We start from the raw sequence: 6,484 nt of genomic DNA, 5'->3' as shown, positions 1-6,484 counted from the left end.
CTCAATACACCCCCCGACAAAGGCCCCCTCAAAATGCCCACCGCCCACGTTTTCATCGCCACCAGCCTGGATGGCTTCATCTCCCGCCCCGACGGTGACATCGACTGGCTTCTACAGCGCGACGACCCGTCCGAAGACCACGGCTATCCAGCCTTCATCGCCGACAAGGACGTGATCGTGATGGGGCGCGGGAGCTATGAAAAGGTGCGGACCTTCGACACCTGGTTCTACGATCGGCCCGTGGTGGTGCTGTCCGAGCAGTTGGCCGGTTCGCCAGTGCCCGAGGCGTTGAAGGGCAAGCTGCGTTTCTCCAATCTGGCCCCCAAGGATTTGATGGCGGAGCTGGCGAGCCAAGGCGTGCAGCGTGTCTATGTGGATGGTGGGCGGGTGGTGCAGTCGTTCCTGCGCGAGGGGTTGGTCACCGATATAGTGATCACCACCGTTCCCGTGTTGATCGGCTCGGGACGGCCGTTGTTCGGCGGGCTTGAGCGGGATGTGGATTTGAAACTGGTATCCAGCCGCTGCTTTCCTTCAGGGCTGGTGCAGTCCACCTACCGACTGGTTCCATGACTGGCGATTCAATGCCGCACAACCGGTGGGGCTTGACAGCCCTGGGATACTCAAAGCGTAGCCGCATCCATCGCGGTACATCCCATCACCATGCAAAGGAAGATGCTCTCCATGCGCAATGAAGAACTCAAGGCCCTATTCGACCAGCAGGCCGCCAGCTACGACAAGCAATGGTCGGGAATGGCACCCATTCGTGACGCCCTGTACACCCTGCTTGACGCGGTGTTCGCTGACTTACCGGAAAACGCCCGGATACTCTGCGTCGGCGTAGGCACCGGTGCGGAGCTGGCCCACCTGGCCAAGCATAACCCCGGCTGGCATTTCACCGCTGTTGACCCCTCGGGCGCCATGCTCGATATCTGCCGGCAGAAAGCGGTGAAGGAGGGCTTCCTCTCGCGTTGCAGTTTTCATCAGGGTTACCTTGATGCGCTGCCTGCCGAGCCTGAACACGACGGCGCCACCTGTTTTCTGGTGTCTCAGTTTTTGCTTGAGCCACAGGCCCGTATAACGTTCTTTCACGAGATCGCCCGCCGGCTTAAAGCGGGTGGAATACTGGCAAACACCGACCTCGCTGCTGACACCGAATCTCCTGCCTATGAGGCACTACTGCGCAACTGGATGACGCTGATGTCCTCTGCAGGCGTACAGCCGCAAATGCTGGCAAGAGCTCGTGCCGCCTACGCCCGAGACGTGGCTATCCTGCCGACACAGCAGGTCGCCGGTCTCATCGAGGCTGCCGGGTTCGAGGCTGCGGTGCAGTTCTACCAGGCGGGCCTGATGCATGGATGGTTTTGCCCGCGCAAGGCAAACATCTCTTGAGTTTGACGTGACCTTGACTTTTAACGCACCCGGTCGCGGCTTTGTGCGGCCAAGTCCAGGGCCTTTTGCATGTCCAGCCGCGCCGAGCGGCCGACGTCTTTGTCGTTGAGTTGGTAGCGGCGCTCTGACGGCAGGATTGGCGCAGTGAGGTCTTCGCCGTCCATCTGTTCGAAGTCGTGATTTTCACCAATGGTCATGGCGCTGCGGCGTAGCAGCATGCGCAGTTGCTCGGGTTGCAGTTGCGGGTTGATGGACAGCATTGCCGCCAGCAGGCCAGCGACCATGGGCGTGGCGTAGGACGTGCCGCAATGCACCGCGCTGTCCTGGCCGGCGTTGGTCGTCGAGGCGTGGGCGCAAGCGGCGGCGGTGATGTCAACGCGCATGTCGATGTTCGAAGAACTGCGCTTGACTGCATAGGCCGGATCATCGACGGCAACGCCGGTGCGCTCGCTGCGCTGGTGCCCGCCGACCACCAGCAATTGCTCGGTGATGAAGGAGGAAGGCAGGCGGTATTCGTCGCTGCCCGAGAACGAAGATCCATTGCCGGCGGAGTTCACTACGATGACGTCGGGATGTTCCTTGCGCAGCCAGAGGAAGAACTCCTCCAGCAACTCCTCGTACCCGCCCATGGCGATGCCCGAGCGCAGCAGCGAGTCGACGTCATCGCCCTTGATGTCTTTGGCGCCGACGCGGTGGATGCCCCAGCTCCAGTTGAGCACGCGCACACCGTCCTCCACGAGGTTGACGGAGGCGGCGATGTTGGCGGTGATCCCGGCATCGGAATTGCGCTCGACGATAACTTCGAAGCCACCGCTGGTCTTGTCCAGGCCTCGGAGAAAACCGGTGTTGCCGCTGTCGTCCCAGCGCGCGGCGAGAATGCCGGCGACGGTCGTGCCGTGGTTGTCCGGTTTGTCCGCATCGCGCGCATAGACGCAGGTGCGCGGCGGCGAGCAGGCGCCGAGGTAGTCGGCGAAATCCGTCGTGTCGAAATCCACATCACGCTCGATCAGGCCGATGCGCACCGGTTGCGGCTGGATGGGCGGTTGTCGCCCGGGGATGCGTCGTTGGTAATAATTCACCGCGTCGAGAAAGCGATTCGCGGCCCACTCATCGGAGTCCAGGGCTGGCTTCTTCGGTTCTTCAGGCTGGGCTGCGGCTTGCTCGGTTTCTTCGGCCGAGGATTCTTCGATGACCACGGCGTCCACGCTGGTCTCGCTGCCCAGGCGCAGCACCAGGGCGTCGCGCTGCACCAAGTCCTTGGCCGGCAGGCGAAGTTGGTACAGGTTCAGCGGCGCGATGCTGCCGACCACCGTTGCCCCGTACTTGCGGGCCAGGCGCTCGGCTTCCTGGCGGCCATCACGGTCTTCCTCGATCAGCACGCTGACCAGGTCGACGTAGGTGGTCAGGCCATCCATGTTCTTCGCTACTTCGTCCGCTCCGGCGGCCAGTACGTGACTGTTGCGCAAGGTCAGCCAGGCGGCATTGCTGGCGCGTGGGCCGTCCTGCAGCCAGAGCGGGCCGCTCTGGTAGTCGGCGCTGTCCAGGCGCACGCGCAGGTTGTTCCCTTCGCGTTGGATCGTGTCTGCGGGTATTACTTTCGCGCCCAGCTTCAGTTGCGGCGTTGCGTCGCCCAGTCCGTGTACGGTCAGGCACCAGTCCTGCCGCTGGCTTTGCAGCAGGTCGCCGCAGCGTTTCAGGCTTTCCAGGCGCAGCGGTTCAGGTGCTGCGGCTGCCGTGCCGGCAGCCAGAGTGAACAACGTTGCGAAGACAGCGGATCGTAGGGGCATGAGCCAGGGTTCTTTGCCGAGGGTCTTGTTGCTCCGACTATTGTGTTGCTCGCTTCGTTCAGCGTAATAACGCTACCCAGCGATTACGCCTCTTTGCTCAGAAGCTATCGAGGCGCACACCCAACATGAACGCGATACCTGATATCCCGATCAAAACTGTCTTCCGGGTTTTCATAAGCTTCCAGTACTTCCAAGAACCCTGTGCGCTCAAGACTCACCAAGTCCTCAAGGGTCCAATCAAAGGGAAAGTCACTGGAGAAACTTTCACCCTGATGTTCAATCCATTGAGAAACCGGGAAGGGCAGGTAACCGAGCCACTCTGACCGATAGGTGATCTCGTCGGACTCGCTGCTCGTCACCACGGCGTGGATCTTGTTCTTGATGGTTGCTTGGCGTTCATCCATGGTGTTTCGATCCTGGTTGTTGATTGACCTACCGCTAGCTTATGGCCGATTGCATTGCGTTGAGCAACGAAGTTGTTCGGCTGCTGGCAATCATCGACGACGTGCCTCGTATCCTGTGTAGAATCCTTTTTTTCCAGTTTTCAAAGGATTGAGCCCATGATTACTTGCCATGTCAGGTACGTCATTGACCCCTACCAGATCCCAGCTTTCGAGAGCTACTCCCGCCAATGGATTGAAGTAGTGACCCGAATGGGGGGAGAGCATCACGGCAATTTTCTACCCGCCGAAGGCGCCAACAATATCGCCTACTGCCTGTTCAGTTTTGCCAGCCTGGCCGAATACGAAACCTATCGAAGGAACGCCGAACAGGATCCAGAGTGCGTTGAATTGGTGACCCAGGCGACGGAACAACGATTCATCCTGAGTTATGAGCGTAGTTTCCTGCGCCCTGTCCTTGATTGAGCAGGTGGATGCTTGAATCAATGCCATATCTCACATCACCCCACAAACGGACATCACAACGACACGGAGTGTCACAACATGAAAACCATTGATCGTGCTCTGCTAGGCTCCGGAATACTGATTCCATTCTGGCTGTTTTTGGGTGTTGCGCTGACTGCGCGGGCCTACCCAGGCTACAGCCATCTGGATCAAGCCATGAGCCAACTAGGCGCTGTTGGAGCACCAACCCACAGCTTCTCTGCCTGGGTGAACAATTTTCCGCTGGGCGTGATGTTCGTGCTTTTCGCAATAGGCGTGGCGAGACGGTTCAAGGCGTCGCCGATGGCCTTGCTTAGTGCGGCACTGATTCTCATCCATGGCTTGGCAAGCTTTACGGCCGGCTATTTTTCCTGCGATCAAGGCTGCGCGCCGGTTCAACCGTCGGTCTCGCAACAGAGCCACAATCTTGCGGGGCTGGTGATGTTCATCTCGCTCACTCTGACGGGGGCGCTGTGGACGTTCCTTGGCAAGTCGCTGCTTTCATCTGCCAGGTTCGCCATGTTCTCGGCGATCTGCGTAGTCCTGGCCATCGTGACGGTTATGCTGATGGCGACCGCATTGGCCGACGGTCACTTGTTCGGCCTGTACCAGCGACTCAATTACGGGGTTTCGGTGGTCTGGATTGCTTCATTGGCCGTAACTGCCCTTCAGGACGGACCCGATGTGAAAGCAGCTTACGTTCGTTAAAGTCCTGCATCACACCGAAGACCTATTACTATCGCTGCACCTAGATAGACTTCTGGTTAACACGTTTGGAGAGCGCTTCGGCGCTTTCCTTGCGCTCGGAGTAGCGGTCGACCAAATAGGCTTCTCTGCCGCACCAGCAAGGTGAACTTCATCAGTTCCTCCATGACATCGACGACCCGGTCGTAATAGGACGAGGGCTTCATGCGCCCGGCTTCGTCGAACTCAAGGAAGGCTTTGGGGACGGAGGATTGATTGGGGATCGTGACCATGCGCATCCAGCGACCCAGCACGCGAAGTTGGTTCACGGTGTTGAAGGATTGCGAGCCGCCGCATACCTGCATCACCGCCAGTGTCTTGCCTTGGGAAGGACGAACCGCGCCCAATGCGAGCGGGATCCAGTCGATCTGTGCCTTGAACACCGCCGACATCGAGCCGTGGCGTTCTGGCGAGCACCAGACCTGGCCTTCCGACCACATCACCAAGTCACGCAGTTCCTGCACCTTGGGGTGATCGACGGGCGCATCGTCCGGCAGTGGCAACCCGGACGGGTCGAAGATAGCGGTTTCGGCGCCCATGAGCTCCAACAGGCGCGCCGCTTCGCGGGTCAGCAACTGACTGAAAGAGCGTTCGCGGGTTGATCCGTACAGTAAAAGTATGCGCGGTTTATGTTCTGGTTCTGCGCTCTTGGCGAGTTTGTCCGCTGTTGGTGCGTCGAAGAGTGACAGGTCAAGATTTGGGAAGTCATGCGGGGTTTCGCTGGAGAACTCGGTCATTACACAGCTCCAATTCGGTCCAGAACATATGGGAAAAAGCATATTCGTATTTCCATATGTTTATCGCAAGCCACAATTCGCTGACTGCGCAAATTCTGCTGATGGAAAGCGATATTCCTTATGGGAATGCTGCGCATAAAATTAATGAATTTTTATTATCCATAAGCGCGGTGTAGCTTGATTTCAGCACACGGAGAACTGCGCTTTGAAATCATCCTCGTTCACCTCAGCGGAAAAATTTGATACCTCACGGGCCAACGAGTACGCCCGGCAGAGCCGCATTGCGCTCGCTGGATACGACGCCTGCCAGGACCTGGCGGCGTGCATGCTGGCGGCGACCGTTGGGAATGTGAGCGCGGCGAAAATACTGGTGGTGGGCGCCGGCGGTACGGCGCAAGAGATCATTGCAATGGCCAAGCTGGAGCCGGGTTGGCGCTTCACTGCCGTCGATCCGTCCGGGCCGATGCTGGAGGCCGCGAAGCAGCAGCTCGCCGCAAACAACTTGCTTGAAAGAACCGCCATGCACCTTGGGCATGTTGAAGACCTGGTAGCCAACGGGTCGTACGATGCCGCTACCTTGATCGGTGTAATCCATCATCTCGATGGGGATGACGCCAAGTTGAAAATATTACGGTCCATCCAGGCACATCTGAAGCCGGGAGCGCCGCTGATTGTCGCTGGAAACCAATATGCGTATGCCAGCCAGCCATTACTCCTCGCGGCCTGGGGGCAACGGTGGCGACAGCATGGCGCCAGCGCGGAAGAAGTGACGGTCAAGCTTGGAAAAATTCTTCAAGGCGCCGACCCTCCACATTCCGAGGCTGCGGTTCAAAAACTGTTGAATGATGCAGGATTCGGCCGTGCTACCCGGTTCTTCAGCAGTCTTTTCTGGGGCGCCTGGCTAACGTGCAAACGGTCTGAGGATGGAGCTCAAGCGTCGTAG

General features: G+C 58.9%; 7 protein-coding genes and 1 pseudogene. 5 read left to right on the top strand and 3 right to left on the bottom strand.

All coding sequences use genetic code 11. The features are described from left to right. Positions 1-33 precede the first annotated feature (33 nt). On the top strand, positions 34-570 hold the full coding sequence (locus tag LQ215_RS09405; protein ID WP_230149166.1) for a dihydrofolate reductase family protein: 537 nt from the start codon (positions 34-36) through the stop codon (positions 568-570). Positions 571-681: 111 nt separating this feature from the next. After that, positions 682-1,389 (top strand): class I SAM-dependent methyltransferase, encoded by a 708-nt coding sequence (locus LQ215_RS09400; protein ID WP_230149158.1) that lies wholly within the window; start codon positions 682-684, stop codon positions 1,387-1,389. A gap of 20 nt (positions 1,390-1,409) precedes the next feature. On the opposite strand, the gene LQ215_RS09395 is transcribed toward LQ215_RS09400, so the two are convergent. Next, positions 1,410-3,176 (bottom strand): S8/S53 family peptidase, encoded by a 1,767-nt coding sequence (locus LQ215_RS09395; RefSeq protein ID WP_230149156.1) that lies wholly within the window; start codon positions 3,174-3,176, stop codon positions 1,410-1,412. 104 nt (positions 3,177-3,280) lie between these two features. After that, a complete protein-coding gene (locus tag LQ215_RS09390) occupies positions 3,281-3,580 on the bottom strand; it encodes a hypothetical protein (RefSeq protein WP_230149154.1) in 300 nt (99 codons plus the stop codon). A 156-nt stretch (positions 3,581-3,736) separates the two neighbouring features. Here LQ215_RS09390 and LQ215_RS09385 point away from each other — a divergent pair, with 156 nt between their 5' ends. Both LQ215_RS09385 and LQ215_RS09380 read left to right on the top strand, forming a co-directional pair. Beyond that, positions 3,737-4,042 (top strand): NIPSNAP family protein, encoded by a 306-nt coding sequence (locus LQ215_RS09385; protein ID WP_230149152.1) that lies wholly within the window; start codon positions 3,737-3,739, stop codon positions 4,040-4,042. 78 nt (positions 4,043-4,120) lie between these two features. Continuing rightward, entirely contained in the window at positions 4,121-4,768 is a 648-nt protein-coding gene (locus LQ215_RS09380) for a DUF998 domain-containing protein (RefSeq protein ID WP_230149150.1), read from the top strand. A 40-nt stretch (positions 4,769-4,808) separates the two neighbouring features. Here LQ215_RS09380 and arsH read toward each other — a convergent pair. Then, positions 4,809-5,541: pseudogene (gene arsH, locus LQ215_RS09375) on the bottom strand (arsenical resistance protein ArsH). A 205-nt stretch (positions 5,542-5,746) separates the two neighbouring features. Between arsH and LQ215_RS09370 the strand changes: the two are divergent. Further along, a complete protein-coding gene (locus tag LQ215_RS09370) occupies positions 5,747-6,484 on the top strand; it encodes a class I SAM-dependent methyltransferase (protein ID WP_230149148.1) in 738 nt (245 codons plus the stop codon).

Source organism: Pseudomonas brassicacearum, from assembly GCF_918698105.1.
Lineage (GTDB): Bacteria > Pseudomonadota > Gammaproteobacteria > Pseudomonadales > Pseudomonadaceae > Aquipseudomonas > Aquipseudomonas brassicacearum_F.
Note: the sequence above shows the minus strand (reverse complement) of the source record. Positions and strands in the feature narration are given on the sequence as shown.

Bases quoted from the DNA above. Each gene is read 5' to 3' on its own strand.
- LQ215_RS09380 (WP_230149150.1), top strand. From the start codon at position 4,121: ATGAAAACCATTGATCGTGCTCTGCTAGGCTCCGGAATACTGATTCCA.
- LQ215_RS09405 (WP_230149166.1), top strand. From the start codon at position 34: ATGCCCACCGCCCACGTTTTCATCGCCACCAGCCTGGATGGCTTCATC.
- LQ215_RS09400 (WP_230149158.1), top strand. From the start codon at position 682: ATGCGCAATGAAGAACTCAAGGCCCTATTCGACCAGCAGGCCGCCAGC.
- LQ215_RS09390 (WP_230149154.1), bottom strand. From the start codon at position 3,580: ATGGATGAACGCCAAGCAACCATCAAGAACAAGATCCACGCCGTGGTG.
- LQ215_RS09385 (WP_230149152.1), top strand. From the start codon at position 3,737: ATGATTACTTGCCATGTCAGGTACGTCATTGACCCCTACCAGATCCCA.
- LQ215_RS09395 (WP_230149156.1), bottom strand. From the start codon at position 3,176: ATGCCCCTACGATCCGCTGTCTTCGCAACGTTGTTCACTCTGGCTGCC.